The sequence below is a fragment of the Actinospineispora eucalypti genome (assembly GCF_039543365.1).
Taxonomy (GTDB): Bacteria; Actinomycetota; Actinomycetes; order Mycobacteriales; family Pseudonocardiaceae; genus Pseudonocardia; species Pseudonocardia eucalypti.
Map to the genome: position 1 here is coordinate 216778 of NZ_BAABJP010000001.1, position 14194 is coordinate 230971.

The following is a 14194-nucleotide window of genomic DNA, read 5'->3' on the forward strand; positions in this document are numbered from 1 at the left end:
CCCAAACGAAGAACGCCGGTCACCCGTGATCAAGGTGACCGGCGTTTTGCCTGTTCAGGCTATGGCGGTGGCGGTGGGATTTGAACCCACGGAGGCTTGCACCTCACACGCTTTCGAGGCGTGCTCCTTCGGCCGCTCGGACACGCCACCGCTACGAACTGTACCTCAGGGGCTCTGGCGACCGCGGGTTAGCCCTTCAGTTCGGGGAACTGGTCCTCGCGGAACTCTTCGGGGCGCTGACCGGCGTCTTCCTGGCCCCGGAGCTGGACGCGGCGGATCTTGCCGGAGATCGTTTTGGGCAGCTCGGCGAACTCCAGGCGGCGGATCCGCTTGTACGGGGCCAGGTTCTCCCGGGCGTAGCGCAGGATGGACAACGCGGTGTCCCGGTTGGGCTCGTGGCCGGCGGTGAGCACGATGTACGCCTTCGGCACGGCCAGCCGGATCTCGTCCGGCGCCGGCACCACGGCGGCCTCGGCCACCGCCTCGTGCTCGATCAGCACGCTCTCCAGCTCGAACGGGCTGATCCGGTAGTCGGAGGCCTTGAACACGTCGTCGGCGCGGCCCACGTAGGTGATGTAGCCGTCGGCGTCCCGGGAGGCCACGTCGCCGGTGTGGTAGTGGCCGCCGGCCATCGCCTCGGCGTTGCGGTCGGCGTCGTCCCGGTAGCCGACCATCAGGCCCAGCGGGCGCTCGGCCAGGTCCAGGCAGATCTCGCCCTCGTCGGCCGGCTGGCCCGACGCCACGTCGATCAGGGCGACCTTGAACCCGGGGATGGGCCGCCCCATCGATCCTGGCTTGACCGTCTGACCAGGCGTGTTGCCCACCTGCACGGTGGTTTCGGTCTGCCCGAAGCCGTCCCGGATGCGCACCCCCCAGGCCTTCTCCACCTGCTCGATGACCTCGGGGTTCAACGGCTCGCCGGCGCCCACCACCTTCGCCGGCGGCGTGGACAGGCCGGAGAGGTCGGCCTGGATGAGCATGCGCCATACGGTCGGCGGGGCGCAGAAGCTGTTCACCCCGCAGCGGCCCATCACGCCGAGCAGCGCCGCCGCGTCGAACCGGGCGTAGTTGTAGATCAGCACGCAGGCGCCCGCGTTCCACGGCGCGTAGACGTTCGACCAGGCGTGCTTGGCCCAGCCGGGCGAGGAGATGTTCAGGTGGATGTCGCCGGGCTCCAGGCCGATCCAGTACATCGTGGACAGGTGGCCGACCGGGTAGGACACGTGCGTGTGCTCCACCAGCTTGGGCTTCGCCGTGGTGCCCGAGGTGAAGTAGAGCAGCAGGGTGTCGGAGGCCCGGGTGACCCCGTCCGGGGCGAACACCGACGGCTCGGCGGCGGAGTTCGCGTAGTCCAGCCAGCCTTCCGGCGTCGGCCCGCCGACGGCGATGCGGGTGTACCCGCCGGGCACGGCCGACCACTTGTCGGTCTCGGCGGCGGCCACCACGACGTGTTTGGCCTGGCCCCGGTCGATGCGGTCGCGCAGGTCGGCCTCGGCCAGCAGAGTGGTGGCCGGGATGACCACCGCGCCCAGCTTCATCGCGGCCAGGATCGTCTCCCACAGCTCGACCTGGTTACCCAGCATGAGCACGATCCGGTCGCCGCGCCGCACGCCCTGGCCGCGCAGCCAGTTGGCCACCTGGTTGGACCGGGCGGACATCTCGGCGAACGTCCAGCGCTGCTCGGAGCCGTCCTGCTCGACGATCCACAGTGCCGGCCGGTCCGCGCTGTCCGGCGCGGTGGCCAGGTGGTCGAACCACTCCAGCGCCCAGTTGAACGCGTGCAGCTCTGGCCACCGGAAGCCCCGGTAAGCGCCGTCGTAGTCCTCGCGGTGATCAAGTAGGAACTGCCGTGCCGCCTGGAACTCGGCCAACCCGGTCGTCTCGCCCACGAGCGCCCTCCCATTCTCCGAGTGCGACCCTAACCAGGACCGGACCGGTTGCGACATCACCACTTCGGAAGAATTCCTGCTGAAGTGACCGAATCGGGGGGCGGTTAGCGTGTGGGGGTGACGCGGGCGCGGGTGTTGGGGCGGGTGGCGGACCACCTGGTGGCGCGGTTGCCGGGGCGGCGGGTGCGGGTGGCCGTCGACGGGGTCACCGGGGCGGGCAAGACCACGCTGGCGGGAGAGTTGGCGGCCGCCGTGCGGGAGCGCGGGCGGCCGGCGGTGATCGTGTCGATGGACGGGTTCCACCACCCGCGCGCGCACCGGTACCGCGCGGGGCGGCTGTCCGCCGAGGGGTACTACCGGGACGCCTACGACTTCCAAGCGTTCGCGCGGCTGGTGCTCGCCCCGCTCGGCCCGGGCGGGAACGGGCGTTTCCCGGCCCGGATCATCGACCTGGCCGCCGATGCCCCGGTGGACGAGCCGCCGAGCACCGCCGAGCCGGACACGGTGCTGCTGGTCGACGGCACCTTCCTGCAGCGCACCGAGCTGGCGCCGCACTGGGACGAGACGATCTACCTGGATGTGGACCACTCGCTGGCGCGGCAGCGGGCGGTGCAACGGGACATCTCCAACGCGGCGGTGTTCGCCGACGCCGACGAGGCCGAGCGGGCGTACCGCGAGCGCTACCACCCGGCCTGCCGGATGTACGCCGACGAGGTGGACCCGGCTGTCCGCGCCGGCGTGCTGATCGGCGGCGACGACCCGGGCCGGCCGGAGCTGCGCCGCATCGGCGGCGCGGAGGGGGCCACCGCGCGGCTTTTCTCCTACGGCACGCTCCAGCTCGCCGCGGTGCAGCGGGAACACTTCGGCCGGGAGCTGGCCGGCGCACCGGACAGCCTGCCCGGGTACCGGGCGGACTGGGTGACCATCACCGATCCCGAGGTGATCGCGGTCAGCGGCACCGACCGGCACCCGATCGCCCGGCGCACCGGCGACCCGGCCGACGCGCTACCCGGCACGGTGCTCACGCTGAGCACCACCGAGCTGGCCGCCGCCGACCGGTACGAGGTGGACGACTACCGCCGTGTCCAGGTCTCGCTGGGTTCCGGCACGGCGGCCTGGTTCTATCAGTCGTCGTCTTCCCCGTAGCGGTAGAGGGACTCGTCGTCGGTGAAGTTGTGGTCGATGTCCTGGTCGCAGATGAACCGGTCCGAGTCCGCGTAGGACTGGTGCTTGTCCGGGTCGTCCGCCCGGTAGCCCTGCCAGAACTTCTCCGAGACCGTCTTGGTCACCACGAACTGCTGGTCCTGGTTCAGGACCGCCAGCGGGTGGTCGGCCGAGTCCTGCTCCGCGTTGTACCGGTCGTAGACCGCCGCGTTACCCCGGGCCTTGCAGTTGGTGTGCGACCCGCTGGCATACGCGGTGCCGGTGGTGGCCGCCGCGGCGGCGAGCACCATGCCCAATGTGAGCGCTGACCTGGCGATTACTGACACGCTTCCCCTCCATCTGTGCGGCCAAAATCGATCTCTCAGCCAGCCTAGACCGATCTAGCTGGGTGGCTAGAGTTGTCTATAACTCGTAATCGATCAGTTGCCCAACGCCCGGCGGGCATCCAGCACGGCCAGGTCGGCGGCCGCCCGGCCGGCGTGCCAGCCGGCCGCGTTGGAGATGGAGACCCGGCGGGTGGCCAGCTTCGGGTAGTGCCGGTCCAGCAGCTGCTGCACCGCGTGCTCCTTGGCGGCCAGCACCGGCAGCAGCCGGGTCTCGCCGATCGCCTCGGTCACCTCCGCCTCGGCCCGCTGTGACGCCTCGTTCAGCCGCTCGCCGATCCGGCCCGCGTAGGACACCAGGAACGCCTGGCGGAACGAGCGGGTGCGGGAGGTGCCGGTGTGGTCGACCCGGCGACCGGCCGCCAGCATCGCCTTGCCCGCCTGCACCAGCAGCGAGGTGGTGAGCACCTCCACCAGCTCCAGGTCGGTCTCCTCGCCGAGCACGGTGACGAACCCCGGGTCCTCCTGCAGCACCGCGCGGCAGCGGTTGGCCTTGGCCACCGTGCCGACCAGCATCGACTTGGCGCCCAGGTAGGGGTTCTCCAGCCACAGCCGCCGCCCGCCGGTGCGCACCGCCGGGTCCCCGGCCGGGGCCTCCAGCGCGCCGCGTTCCAGGGAGTACTTGCTCATCAGCTCCTGGGCCTTGGCGAAGAACGCGTCCGCCTCCTCGTCGAACTGGGTGGACTCGGCCTTGGCCAGCAGGCCGCGGATCTTGGCCAGCAGCTTGGGGTCCACGCCGGGGTCTTCGCGTGCGGGGGCGCCGGTGTGGCTGCCCGGCGGCGGGAGCAGCGTCGGCTGCGGCGGCAGGATGCGCAGCAGGTGGAGCACCTGGGCGGCCAGCTCGAGGACGTCGACGTCGTTCAGATTCTTACGCGCCGCGTAAGCTTCGGTGAAACACTGCGTGGCCGGCCACCACCGGGTCGCGTCCAGCTCGGCCAGCTGCGCCCGCCAGCGGGGGTGCACGGTGGGCTCCGCGTAGTGCGCGGCCTCCTCGGCGATGGCGCCGACCAGGAAGTCCGTCGCCTTCCCGTCCAGCCGCCGGCGCACCACCTGCCAGACGTCCACGGGTTGCCAACCGATCGCCCACGTCGCCCGCAGGGCGTCGGTGAGCGCGGCGTTGACCGACTTCGGGTCGGACCGTGTGACCCTGCGCCACCAGCTCATGCCGGTCAGTGTGCCTGGTGGCCCCGACGGTTCGCGAAGAACTGGGTGAGCAGGTCCACACACTCCTCGGCGAGCACCCCGCCGACCACCTCCGGCCGGTGCAGCACCCGCCGGTCGCGCAGCACGTCCCACAGCGAGCCCACGGCACCGGTGCGCGGCTCCCAGGCGCCGAACACCACCCGGGACACCCGGGCCAGGCCGATCGCCCCGGCGCACATGGTGCACGGCTCCACGGTGACCGCCAGGGTGGCGCCGTCCAGCCGCCACCGGCCGGCCTTGGCCGCCGCCTCGCGCAGCGCCAGGATCTCGGCGTGCGCGGTCGGGTCGCTGTGCGCCTCGCGGGCGTTGCACGCGGCGGCCAGCTCGACGCCGTCCGCGTCCAGCACGACGGCGCCGACCGGCACGTCCTCCGTGTTCAGCGCCCCGGCGGCGACGGCGAGTGCGCGCCGGATCAGGTCCTCGTCGGCCTTGCTGTGCATGGCGGGCTCAGCGACCGCCGACCACCTCGGCCAGCGCGTCGGCAAAACCACACCGGCGGCCGATGGCGGCCAGTTGTTCGTCGGGATAGAGCTCCCACTCGCCGGCCAGCACCTCCAGCTCGTCGGCCGGCATGCCCAGGTTGGCGATGATGGACATGTCGCCCTCCGGCCACGGCTCGTCGTCCGCCGCGTCCTCCGGTGGCAGGTCCACCCGCAGCAGGTCGAGCACGTCGGCGGCCACGTCGTAGTCCAGCGCGGCCACCGCGTCGGACAGCATCAGCTCCACCCCGCCCGGAATCGGGCGGAGCAGCACGAAGAAGCAGTCGTCGACCGCCAGCAGGCCCAGCACCGCGCCGGTGGATCTCAGCGAGCGCAGCTCGGTGATCGCCTTGTCCAGGTCGACCAACGCGTCCTTGGCCAGGCGCACGCAGCGCCACCGGCCCTCCTCCCGGATCACCGCAACGGCGTATCCCGGCAGCACATCGTCCCGAGCCTCGGTCTTGCCGCCGGCTCGGGCGTCGGCAGGGTCACGGACTGACTGGACGGACATAACACCAAGGTAAGCCCAGTTGGGCGTGTGCTCCAAACCACATCCGGAAGTTGACCCGTTGGTCCAGTCGAGTTGGCCCGCCCGATACCTACTACCAGCTGGTAGCGGACCCGATCGGGTTACTAAGCGCTGTGTCAGTATCTGAAGCTATGCCCGACCACGCCGCACCCGAGTTTCCCGGACTCCGGGACGCCGCGCACGCCGTGCAGCCGCGCACCGTGGCGTTGCGCCGGAGCCTGCACCGCAATCCCGAGCTGGGCCTGCGGCTGCCGCTCACCCAGGCCGCCGTGCTGAGCGAGCTGTCCGACCTGCCGATCAAGACGCACACCGGGCGCACCTGCGGCTCGGTGGTCGGCGTGCTGGAGGGCGACCGGCCGGGACCCACCGTGCTACTGCGGGCGGACATGGACGCGCTGCCGCTGACCGAGGCGTCCGGGCTGCCCTACGCGTCCACCGTGGACGGGGTGATGCACGCCTGCGGGCACGACACCCACGCCGCGATGCTGGCCTCGGCGGCCCGGCTGCTCGTGGACCGGCGGTCGGACCTGGCCGGGCGGGTGCTGTTCATGTTCCAACCCGGCGAGGAAGGCCTGCACGGCGCCCGCTACATGATCGACGAAGGGCTGCTGGACGCCTCCGGGCCGGCCGGCGTGCCCAGCCTGGCGTACGCGCTGCACATCAGCGCCACCATGCCCAGCGGCACGGTGCAGACCCGGCCGGGGCCGCTGATGGCCGCGCACGACTCGCTGCGGGTCACCGTGCACGGGCGCGGCGGGCACGCCTCCGCCCCGCACGACGCCCTGGACCCGGTGCCGGCGGCCGCCGCGATGGTCGGCGCGCTGCAGACCATGCTCACCCGGCGGATCAGCGCGCACGAGCCGGCGGTCATCACGGTGGCCCAGCTGCGCGCCGGAACCACCGGGAACGTGATCCCGGAGACCGCGTTCCTGGAAGCCACCATCCGCACGCTGTCCGACTCCACCCGCGCCTACCTGTGCGAGCAGGCGCAGCTTTGCTGCCAGTACACCGCCGCCGCGTACGGCTGCAGCGCCAGCGTGCGGATCGACCCCGGCTACCCGGTGACCTCGAACGACACCGACGCGGCCGCCCGCATCGACGGCCTGGCCGCCTCGGTGCTCGGTCCGTCCCGGGTGACCCCGATGAACTCACCGATCATGGGCTCGGAGGACTTCTCCTACGTGCTGGCCCGGGTGCCCGGTGCGCTGGCCTTCCTCGGCGGCTGCCCGCCCCACCTGGACCCGGACAGCGCCGCGCCGAACCACTCCAACCGCGTGCAGTTCGACGAGGCCGCCATGGTCGACGGGGTGGCCATGTACGCCGCGCTGGCGCTGGACGCGCTCCGTTAGTTGCCCAGTTGCCGACAGGTCCGGGCGTGGGGCAGAAAGCCCAGGTCACCGCGCCTGCGGGCGGCCGAGGCCTCCCGCGAGGACAGCACCTGGACGATCCGCGACTGGTCACCATTGATGATCAACTCACCACCGGGGACCGGCACCGGGTGGACCGCGACCACCCGATCTTCCGAGTCCCGGCAGCCGATGACCTGTTCGCCGCAGCGGTGACAGCGGCCGAGAACCGGCCGAGTCGCATGCATAACCTGATCCGCTGCGCGGTGCGCGTGGCTTGCGCGCATCATTGGCGTCGTCACTTGGTTTCTCCCGGACCCTTCACCAAACTGGCAGGTTGCGCTGACGCCACCGCGCCGGACCGGCACCGTGGCGCCCCCCAGAACCTGCCGCATCAAGCTACCGATCCGCCCGGAAAGGGAAACCGTGCGCAACGCGATCGCCGGTTATCGCGCGGTTCGCTGCGCTGAGTGGTCGCTGTGGGACGAGGAGCGGTACGCCCACCCGATCAGTGTCGCTTCGCCGCGGGCAGAGCGGCTCTGCGTAGGTATTCGCAACGCCCCGATCGGCGGGGACTACGCTCGACGGCCGTGACTAATCGGCCGATCTGTGTGATCGGGTTGGGGCTCATCGGCGGCTCGCTGGTTCGTGCCGCCACGGCGGCGGGGCGGGTGACCTGGGGGGCGACCGCCTCGGTCGAAACCGCCGACGCGGCGCGCGCCGACGGCTACGACGTGGCCCGCGACACCGACGAGGCGCTGCTGCGGGCCCGCGACGAGGATGCCCTGGTGGTCCTGGCCACGCCGTTGACGGCGGTTGCCACCGTGCTCCGGCGGGTGGACGCGATGGCCCCGGAATGCCGCCTGACCGACGTGGTCAGCGTGCAGGCGCCGGTCACCGAGGCGGTCCTGAGGCTGGCCCCGCGCACCCGCTACGTGGGCGGGCACCCGATGGCCGGCACGGCCGAGTCCGGCTGGCCGGCCGGCTCGGCGAAGCTGTTCGATCGCGCCAACTGGGTGGTCATCGCGGAGGACGACACGGACCCCGAGGTGTGGGCCGACGTGGCCGAGCTGGCCTGGGCGTGCGGCTCGCTAGTCGTTCCGTCCGGCGTGCGGGAACACGACGCGGCCGTGGGCCGGATCTCCCACCTGACGCACCTGTTCGCCGCCATCCTGGCCTCGGTGGCCGCCGCCGGGAACGACCCGTGGAGCGGCGCGGGTGGGGACGACGGCGCCTTGGCGCTGACCCTGGCCGCCGGCTCGTTCGCCGACGCCACCCGGGTCATGGACACCCGCCCGGAGCTGGTGTTGGCCATGTGCGAGGGCAACCGCGCCGGCCTGCTGCCGGCGGTGGACGACGCCCTCGGCCGCCTGGGCGCGGCCCGGGGCTCGCTGGCGTCGACCGGCGGCCTGGCCGCGACCGTGAACGCCGGCCACCAGGCCCGCATGGAGTGGCACGAGCTGCGCTCGGCCCCGGCCCGGCGCACCATCCCGCGCGCCCCGCTCGACCTGGCCGAGCTGCGCAAACTGGGCCACGCCGGCACTCAACTCACCGGCTGGTCGGCTTAGCGCCTGCTGGCCAGCTCCGGGTAGTGGGTGACCATCCCGGACCCGTCGACCTCGATCTCCGCGGTGAAGTCGTGGCCGCGGAATCCGATCAGCGCGCGCTCCCGCTGGTCCAGCGTGGACACCGTCCGGTAGCACTGCGTGACCAGTTCCACGTCCAGGGTCGGCAGCATCACGAAGACCATCGGGATCTCGTGCTCGACGTCGCCCGAGGCACCCACGTGCAACCCCAGACGCCGGATCGGCAGCGCGTTGTACAGCGGACTGAACTGCAGGTCCACGTCCAACGCGCCGCCGAACTCGGTGCGTGAGCCGGCCTTGCCGGAACCGGTGTCCAGCAGCCAGTAGCCGTCCTCGGTGCGGTTCAGGGTCAGGTTGCGCTCCCGCTCGCCGGTCGCGCTGGTCACGGACAGTCGTGACAGGATGCCGTCCTCACCGACGAAAAGCCGGTACGACGCGGTGAACGCGTCACCCTCGCGCGGCGTGCGCACCATCCGTCCGAGTGCGCGCAGCCCGCCTTCGCCGAGCAGCACGCGGGCGCTCTCCAAACCGGTGTCGTCAACGCCCTGCCAGGTGAACATCGCGGTCACCAGCGTCACGGTAGCGCCTTGCGGGCGATCAGCCGAATCGAAGCGGGGGCAACGGCCCGACTACTGCGGGCGGTTCTCCGCCGGCGGTTGCTGGCCGCCCTCGGGCGGTGGCTGCTGGCCACCCTCACCGGTGCCGTCCCAGTCGTGCTCCTTGGCCTTCCCCACCACCTTGTCGATCTGCTCGTCGTGCCCGGCGAACTTCTTCTTGGCGGCTTCGCCGGCCTTGTCCAGCGCCTGGTCCACCTTGTCGTCGTGCTTGCCGAGCAGTCCCTTGGCCTTGTCGGTCAGCGATTTGAAATCCATGGCTGAAGATCCTGGACCCATTCCGGGTTACAGGTCCAGGCGCAACCGCTGTAAAACCGGGTGACGCAGGCGGTGCCCGTCGGTCCAACCGGTGTGGCTGATCTCCACGGTGACCGTCGGCTCGCACCACCGCGCGCCGGTCGCGTCCAGCTTGGGCAGCGGCTCGGTGAACGGCGACTCGGCCCGGTCCACCAGCGCCGTCCGCAGTGCCCGCTGCATCGCGTCCCCGGCGACCCCGGACCCGACCCGCCCGGCGAACTTCAGGCCGTCGTCCCCGGGCACCCCCAGCAGCAGCGCGCCGATCCGGGACGGGTGGTCCTTCTCCGTGCGCCAGCCGCCGACCAGGCAGTCCTGGGTACGCCGGTGCGCCACCTTCACCCAGGAACGCGTGCGCTGGCCCGGCCGGTAGATGGCGTCCCGGCGCTTGGCCACCACTCCCTCGAGGCCCTGCCGCTCGGTGGCCGCGAGCAGCGCCCCGCCGTCCTCGTACGCCGGCGAGAGCAGCACCCGGACCAACTCGTCGAAGGCCAGCCGGTCCAGCGTGTCCCGCCGCTCCTGCTGGGTGCGGGAGAGCAGCGGCACACCGTAGAGGCGCAACATGTCGAACACCATGTAGACCACCGGCCCGGCGGCCACCTCCGCCGGCGTCGGCACCCGGTGGAACCGCTCGGACAGCGCGGCGAACGACGGCCGCCCGCCGACCATCTGCACCACCTCGCCGTCCAGCAGCACGTCCGGGGCGAGCGCGGCCAGCTCGGCCAGCTCGGGGAAGTGCGCGGTGACGTCCCGCCCGGTGCGGCTGGTCAGCCGCAGGCCCCGCTCGGCGGAAAGGTCGGCGAGCAGGCGCATGCCGTCCCATTTCACCTCGTAGTACCACTCCGGACCGGCCGGTAACGGGCCAGGGGTGGCGAGCATGGGGTCCACGCCTTCATGCTGTCACTGGAGCACCTTGTCGGCGGGGAGAGGTGGGCTCTATGCGCGCGATGTGGACGGGCGCGGTGTCATTCGGTCTGGTCAGCGTCCCGGTGAAGCTGTACTCGGCGACGGCCAGCCACGACATCCGGTTTCACCAGGTGCACGGTTTAGACGGCGGCAGGATCCGCTACCGGCGGGTGTGCGAGGTGTGCGGCCAGGAGGTCGACTACGCGGACATCGTCAAGGGGTACGAGACCGAGGACGGCGAGCTGATCACCCTGGACGAGGCCGACCTGGAAACCCTTCCGGTGGCGGGCGGCCGGGAGATCGAGGTGCTCGAGTTCGTCCCGGCCGACCAGGTCGACCCGTTACTTTTCGAGAAGAGCTACTACCTGGAGCCCGAGTCGAAGGCGGCCAAGCCGTACGCCCTGCTGCGTGAGGCGTTGCGGGAGACCGACCGGATGGCCGTGGTGAAGGTCGCGCTGCGGCAGCGGTCCACGCTGGCGTTGTTGCGGGTGCGGGACAACGTGATCGTGCTGCAGACCATGCTCTGGCCGGACGAGGTGCGTGCCCCGGAGTTCGACATCCTGGACGCCTCGGTGGAGCTGCGGCCGCAGGAGATGCAGATGGCCGCGTCGCTGATCGACAGCCTGGGCGCGGAGTTCGACCCGACCCGGTTCACCGACGAGTACCTGACCGCGGTGGAGGACCTGCTGGAACGCAAGCGGTCCGCCGGGGACACCCGGGAGGCCCCAGCGGCCGCCTCGGCGGGCGGAGGCGCCGGCGGCGACGGGATGAGTGACCTGCTCACCGCCCTGCAGCGCAGCGTGGAAGCCGCCACCGCCAAGTCCTCCGGCGCACCGTCCCCCAAGGTCCCGGCCCAGCGCCCCAAGCCGAAGTCCGACACCACAAAATCCGAGCCGGCGGCCAAATCACCCAAGAAACCCAGCACCCCCAAGTCCCGCACCAAACCCACCACCCGCAAAGGCGCCTAACCACCCACCCTCCCCCGAACCCCCCCGCGAGTCGGCCTCCCGTACTCAGCGAGTCGGGGATCTGGGTACGGCGAGTCGGGGTTTCGGGTACAGCGAGTCGGGGATCTGAGTACGGCGAGTCGGGGTTTCGGGTACCGGAATCTCGGGGTTTGAGGTGCGTCGCGGCGGCTTACCAGCGCGCGTCGGCGGCGCCGTATGCGATGAGCTCGTCCGGCCACCCGAGCTGACGGCCGTCGATGGCCCCGGGCGGGGCCACGGTGCGCACTCGCCCACGATCCCCGCGCAGGTCGACCAACCAGTCTCCGTCGGCAACCGGTTCCACGCCGGGGGCGGCCGGGATCGAGGGCTGGCCGAGCAACCAGTGCGCGGTCCGGGCAAGGGACAGCTCACGCAGGTAGCCGCCACCCGACTCGGCCTGGCGGCGCAGGCCGTCCAGTGCGGCTGCGGCACAGAGGTAGCCCGTGCCGTGGTCGAGCAGCTGACAGGGCAGCGCGCCGGGGCGCCCGTCGCCGGGTGACTCGCGCGCGGCGATGCCCACGCCTGCCTGCACGATGCTGTCGAACCCCCGGCGGTCGCCCCACGGACCCCGCCCTCCCCAGGCCGACAGCGTGACGACGACCAGGCCGGGATGCCGTTCCGCGAGGGTTTCCGCGTCCAGGCCGAATCGGTCCAGAGCGCCCGGCCGGTACCCGTGAACCAGCACGTCGGCCCCCGCCAGCAGCTCGTGCAGCGTGGTCCGGCCGGCGCGGGTGGACGCATCGAGCAGCGCGCTGCGCTTGCCGGGCAGGCCGTCGTACCGGTGCAGGGTCAGCTCGGGGCGGTCCGGCGGGTCGAGCCGGAGCACATCCGCGCCGAGCGCAGCCAGGTACCGGGTGGCGACCGGCCCGGCGATCACTCGGGTCAGGTCCAGCACCCGCACTCCTTCTGCCGGCAGCGGGCCGCCGGCGGGGCGTGGGCGTGGCCGTCCGGGCTCGTGCCGGGTGAGTCCGATCAGCGGTTGCTCCGCGACGACCCGGCCGTGTGGGTGACGCAGCCACTCGTCCGGGGTGCGCATCGCGGCGGCGACCCCGCCGGCCTCGACGACTATCCGCTCGACCTCGGCGGCCGGAAGCTCACCGAATACGGAGGCCAGTCGCTCCGCCAGTTCGGTGTCATCGGTCCCGTGGTCGGGCAGCCCCACCGCACCGAGGAGCGCGCGGCGGTGCCAGGGGTAGTTGGCGTGCGTGCGCGCCCAGCCGTCGGCGGTGCGCCAGAACCGGGACAGCGGTGCGAAGCCCGGTCCGGCCGCTCGGCCGCCCACGGTCAGATAACTCTCACTCCGCACCGCCGCCGCCAGATGATCACCGCGTAGCGAAGCTGCCCGGCTGCTCCCGGCCTGGTCCTCCGGACCCTTACCGAGCGCCACGGCGGCCAGGAGCGCCGCGCCGATACAGGCGATGGCGGTGTCCGCAACCGGCACGTCGGCGGGGAGTTGATCACGCGGCACGTGGTCGACGCTGAGGTGGGCCGGGAGTGGTGCCTCGCCGGCGACCGCTCGCCAGGCCTCGGCGAGCAGATCATGCCAATCCGCGCTGGTCACGAGATCGATCCTGGCACGGTTCGAGGAACCCGGCCGGCCCCGAATCGCCGCCGCCGAGCCGTCCGTTGAGCCGTGACCCTGCGTACCCAGATTCCCGACTCACCGTGCGCGAAATCCCGACTCACCGTGCACCAAGTCCCGACTCACCGTGCACGAATCCCCGACTCGCCGTGCACGAATCCCCGACTCGCCGTGCATGAATCCCCGACTCGCCGTGTGCGAAAGCCCGACTCGCCGGGTGCGGGGGCCGGGTTTTGGGGTGGTTAGTTGAGGAGGGACTTGGGGACGGGGCGGTCGGCGGCGAGGGTGGAGAAGAGTTGCTTGGCGCGGCCCTTGTCCCAGCGGACGATGGATGAGCCGTTCACCGTGCCGGTGCCGCCGATCGGCACCGTGGTCGTCGCCCCGTCGCCGGCGGAGAGCCCACGCATAGCCAGACCGAGGCTGGCCAGGTGCCAGACGTGGTCGCCGGAGTCGATCTTGAGCGCGCCCGGGATGGCCTCGCCGAGGGCGACCAGGCGCACCGGGTTGGCCAGTGTGAACGGGCTGACCAGGCGTTTCATCAGTGCGGACAGGAAGAGGCGCTGGTGCTCGATGCGGTCCAGGTCGGCGCGCGGGGTGGCCCGGCTGCGCACGTAGCCGAGGGCGGTCGGGCCGTTCAGCTCCTGGCAGCCGGCCTTGATGTTGAGCCCGGCCAGCGGGTCGCGCATGGCGGACGGGATGCACATGTCCACCCCGCCGACCGCGTCCACGACCTGCACGAATCCCTCGAAACCGATCTCCGCGTAGTGGTCGATGCGCAGGCCGGTGGCCTGTTCCACGGTCCGGGTGAGCAGTTGGGCGCCGCCGGCGGAGAAGGCCGAGTTGAGCTTGTTGGCGTTCCGGCCGGGGATCGGCACCAGCGAGTCCCGGGGCAGGCTCACCAGCGTGGTCCCGTTGCTGCCGGTGTGCAGCAGCATGATCGTGTCGGTGCGCTGGCCGGAGCTGTGCCCGGTGGCGAGGCGTTCTTCCTGCTGCTCGGTGAGATCGGCGCGGCTGTCCGAGCCGACGATCAACCAGTTCGTGCCCTCGCTGCTCGGCCGGCCGGCGTAGCTGGTCAGCGTGCTGTCCCGGCTCAGCTTGGTGTCCAGGTAAGCGCCGTAGCCGAGCATCGCCAGCACCAGGACCAGCAACAGGGTGACCAGCCGGCGCCCCCAGCGCGGTCGGCGCGGGGGCGGGATCGGCGTGCGGTACGGCGCGGCGCCGGGGGGCATTCCG

The 14194-nt window shown here is 71.8% G+C and carries 15 protein-coding genes and 1 tRNA gene; 4 read left to right on the plus strand and 12 right to left on the minus strand.

Features of this window, described 5'->3' with window-relative positions:
* Window positions 1-62: 62 nt before the first annotated feature.
* A tRNA-Ser gene (locus ABEB12_RS01030) sits at window positions 63-150 on the minus strand.
* 38 nt (window positions 151-188) lie between these two features.
* Window positions 189-1889 (minus strand): AMP-binding protein, encoded by a 1701-nt coding sequence (locus ABEB12_RS01035; protein ID WP_345702466.1) that lies wholly within the window; start codon window positions 1887-1889, stop codon window positions 189-191.
* 117 nt (window positions 1890-2006) lie between these two features.
* Between ABEB12_RS01035 and ABEB12_RS01040 the strand changes: the two genes are divergently transcribed.
* Window positions 2007-3035: a gamma-glutamylcyclotransferase gene (locus tag ABEB12_RS01040; RefSeq protein WP_221497520.1), complete on the plus strand. Its 1029-nt coding sequence runs from the start codon at window positions 2007-2009 to the stop codon at window positions 3033-3035.
* Here the strand turns inward: ABEB12_RS01040 and ABEB12_RS01045 are convergent.
* The 4 genes from ABEB12_RS01045 to ABEB12_RS01060 form a co-directional block, all read right to left on the minus strand.
* On the minus strand, window positions 3014-3379 hold the full coding sequence (locus ABEB12_RS01045) for a hypothetical protein (protein ID WP_185058496.1): 366 nt from the start codon (window positions 3377-3379) through the stop codon (window positions 3014-3016). The two genes, ABEB12_RS01040 and ABEB12_RS01045, sit on opposite strands and share 22 nt — an antisense overlap.
* A 93-nt stretch (window positions 3380-3472) precedes the next feature.
* On the minus strand, window positions 3473-4600 hold the full coding sequence (locus ABEB12_RS01050; RefSeq protein WP_185058497.1) for a DUF2786 domain-containing protein: 1128 nt from the start codon (window positions 4598-4600) through the stop codon (window positions 3473-3475).
* A 5-nt stretch (window positions 4601-4605) separates the two neighbouring features.
* A complete protein-coding gene (locus ABEB12_RS01055) occupies window positions 4606-5079 on the minus strand; it encodes a deaminase (RefSeq protein WP_185058498.1) in 474 nt (157 codons plus the stop codon).
* Window positions 5080-5086: 7 nt separating this feature from the next.
* The gene (locus ABEB12_RS01060; RefSeq protein ID WP_185058499.1) at window positions 5087-5629 is read right to left on the minus strand and encodes a tRNA adenosine deaminase-associated protein; all 543 of its coding nucleotides are present in this window, start codon (window positions 5627-5629) and stop codon (window positions 5087-5089) included.
* A 149-nt stretch (window positions 5630-5778) separates the two neighbouring features.
* Here ABEB12_RS01060 and ABEB12_RS01065 point away from each other — a divergent pair, with 149 nt between their 5' ends.
* On the plus strand, window positions 5779-6996 hold the full coding sequence (locus ABEB12_RS01065) for an amidohydrolase (protein WP_185058500.1): 1218 nt from the start codon (window positions 5779-5781) through the stop codon (window positions 6994-6996).
* On the opposite strand, the gene ABEB12_RS01070 is transcribed toward ABEB12_RS01065, so the two are convergent.
* On the minus strand, window positions 6993-7241 hold the full coding sequence (locus tag ABEB12_RS01070; protein WP_185058501.1) for a hypothetical protein: 249 nt from the start codon (window positions 7239-7241) through the stop codon (window positions 6993-6995). The two genes, ABEB12_RS01065 and ABEB12_RS01070, sit on opposite strands and share 4 nt — an antisense overlap.
* A 342-nt stretch (window positions 7242-7583) precedes the next feature.
* Here ABEB12_RS01070 and ABEB12_RS01075 point away from each other — a divergent pair, with 342 nt between their 5' ends.
* A complete protein-coding gene (locus ABEB12_RS01075; RefSeq protein ID WP_185058502.1) occupies window positions 7584-8561 on the plus strand; it encodes a prephenate dehydrogenase in 978 nt (325 codons plus the stop codon).
* Here ABEB12_RS01075 and ABEB12_RS01080 read toward each other — a convergent pair.
* The 3 genes from ABEB12_RS01080 to ligD all read right to left on the minus strand — a co-directional run bounded on the left by ABEB12_RS01080 (window position 8558) and on the right by ligD (window position 10366).
* Complete coding sequence (locus ABEB12_RS01080) at window positions 8558-9139, minus strand: putative glycolipid-binding domain-containing protein (RefSeq protein WP_221497740.1); 582 nt, start codon at window positions 9137-9139, stop codon at window positions 8558-8560. The genes ABEB12_RS01075 and ABEB12_RS01080 overlap by 4 nt on opposite strands.
* A gap of 69 nt (window positions 9140-9208) precedes the next feature.
* Window positions 9209-9451, minus strand: a complete 243-nt coding sequence (locus tag ABEB12_RS01085; RefSeq protein WP_185058504.1) for an Rv0909 family putative TA system antitoxin — start codon at window positions 9449-9451, stop codon at window positions 9209-9211.
* A 27-nt stretch (window positions 9452-9478) separates the two neighbouring features.
* Entirely contained in the window at window positions 9479-10366 is an 888-nt protein-coding gene (ligD, locus tag ABEB12_RS01090) for a non-homologous end-joining DNA ligase (RefSeq protein ID WP_221497741.1), read from the minus strand.
* Between the two features lie 59 nt (window positions 10367-10425).
* Here ligD and ku point away from each other — a divergent pair, with 59 nt between their 5' ends.
* The gene (gene ku, locus ABEB12_RS01095; protein WP_185058506.1) at window positions 10426-11361 is read left to right on the plus strand and encodes a non-homologous end joining protein Ku; all 936 of its coding nucleotides are present in this window, start codon (window positions 10426-10428) and stop codon (window positions 11359-11361) included.
* 169 nt (window positions 11362-11530) lie between these two features.
* On the opposite strand, the gene ABEB12_RS01100 is transcribed toward ku, so the two are convergent.
* Together ABEB12_RS01100 and ABEB12_RS01105 are read right to left on the minus strand one after the other, a co-directional pair.
* Complete coding sequence (locus tag ABEB12_RS01100) at window positions 11531-12940, minus strand: CoA transferase (RefSeq protein ID WP_185058507.1); 1410 nt, start codon at window positions 12938-12940, stop codon at window positions 11531-11533.
* 263 nt (window positions 12941-13203) lie between these two features.
* Window positions 13204-14190, minus strand: coding sequence for an LCP family glycopolymer transferase (locus tag ABEB12_RS01105; protein WP_185058508.1), 987 nt, complete (start codon window positions 14188-14190; stop codon window positions 13204-13206).
* Window positions 14191-14194 lie beyond the last annotated feature (4 nt).

What these genes read in the sequence shown, in the direction of transcription:
- ABEB12_RS01050 (WP_185058497.1), bottom strand. Translation starts at nt 4,600, where the DNA reads ATGAGCTGGTGGCGCAGGGTCACACGGTCCGACCCGAAGTCGGTCAAC.
- ABEB12_RS01055 (WP_185058498.1), bottom strand. Translation starts at nt 5,079, where the DNA reads ATGCACAGCAAGGCCGACGAGGACCTGATCCGGCGCGCACTCGCCGTC.
- ABEB12_RS01060 (WP_185058499.1), bottom strand. Translation starts at nt 5,629, where the DNA reads ATGTCCGTCCAGTCAGTCCGTGACCCTGCCGACGCCCGAGCCGGCGGC.
- ABEB12_RS01065 (WP_185058500.1), top strand. Translation starts at nt 5,779, where the DNA reads ATGCCCGACCACGCCGCACCCGAGTTTCCCGGACTCCGGGACGCCGCG.
- ABEB12_RS01070 (WP_185058501.1), bottom strand. Translation starts at nt 7,241, where the DNA reads ATGCATGCGACTCGGCCGGTTCTCGGCCGCTGTCACCGCTGCGGCGAA.
- ABEB12_RS01080 (WP_221497740.1), bottom strand. Translation starts at nt 9,139, where the DNA reads ATGTTCACCTGGCAGGGCGTTGACGACACCGGTTTGGAGAGCGCCCGC.
- ABEB12_RS01085 (WP_185058504.1), bottom strand. Translation starts at nt 9,451, where the DNA reads ATGGATTTCAAATCGCTGACCGACAAGGCCAAGGGACTGCTCGGCAAG.
- ligD (WP_221497741.1), bottom strand. Translation starts at nt 10,366, where the DNA reads ATGCTCGCCACCCCTGGCCCGTTACCGGCCGGTCCGGAGTGGTACTAC.
- ku (WP_185058506.1), top strand. Translation starts at nt 10,426, where the DNA reads ATGCGCGCGATGTGGACGGGCGCGGTGTCATTCGGTCTGGTCAGCGTC.
- ABEB12_RS01105 (WP_185058508.1), bottom strand. Translation starts at nt 14,190, where the DNA reads ATGCCCCCCGGCGCCGCGCCGTACCGCACGCCGATCCCGCCCCCGCGC.